The sequence below is a fragment of the Vibrio scophthalmi LMG 19158 genome (assembly GCF_000222585.1).
Lineage (GTDB): Bacteria > Pseudomonadota > Gammaproteobacteria > Enterobacterales > Vibrionaceae > Vibrio > Vibrio scophthalmi.
This window is the reverse complement of the sequence record NZ_AFWE01000100.1, coordinates 1-643: the sequence shown is the minus strand read 5'-3', so window position 1 is coordinate 643 and position 643 is coordinate 1. Positions and strand designations below refer to the sequence as shown.

At 44.6% G+C, this 643-nt stretch carries 1 pseudogene; it reads right to left on the bottom strand.

Annotated elements, in window-relative coordinates:
• Positions 1-570: pseudogene (locus RH88_RS08520) on the bottom strand (IS5 family transposase); the annotation flags it as partial.
• Positions 571-643 lie beyond the last annotated feature (73 nt).

The following is a 643-nucleotide window of genomic DNA, read 5'->3' as shown; positions in this document are numbered from 1 at the left end:
TACTTCATTGATTCTTCGGCGAATCTGTTTGAGTAAGTTTGGAAGTGCTTCTCCGTCGCTTACATTCGATAAACTTAATTCAGCGGCAAGGATTTCATGCGTGTTTGTATCGACCGCTAAATGTAACTTGCGCCAGACTCTGCGCTTCCCGTCAGTGCCATGCTTTTTAACTTTCCACTCGCCTTCACCATAGACCTTCAGCCCTGTAGCATCAATGGCTAAATGCTGGATAGCTCCTTTAGTTTTGGGCTTGAACGTGACGTTGACCGTTTTGGCTCGCTTGCTAATGCACGAATAATGAGGGCATGACAACGGCAGCTGAGCTAGCTTGAAAACAGAGTTGATGAATCCTTGCAGCCCCCTCAGCGGCATTGAAAATACTCGCTTGACCATAAGAGCCGTCGTAATGGCTAAGTCACTAAACAACCGAGGCCTTCCACGGTTGCCTTGCTTGATCTGTTTCCAGTGTTGGATTGCATCTTCATCAATCTAAAATGTCAGCGAACCACGATTGATTAAAGCTTGGTTATACAGCTTCCAGTTAGTTGTTTTGTAGCGAGGCTTGGCCATTGTTCTAAGTATCTGAATAAACTTAGCTGATCAGATCGTAGGTTAATGATTTAGTTCCCTGATTTAGGAAACA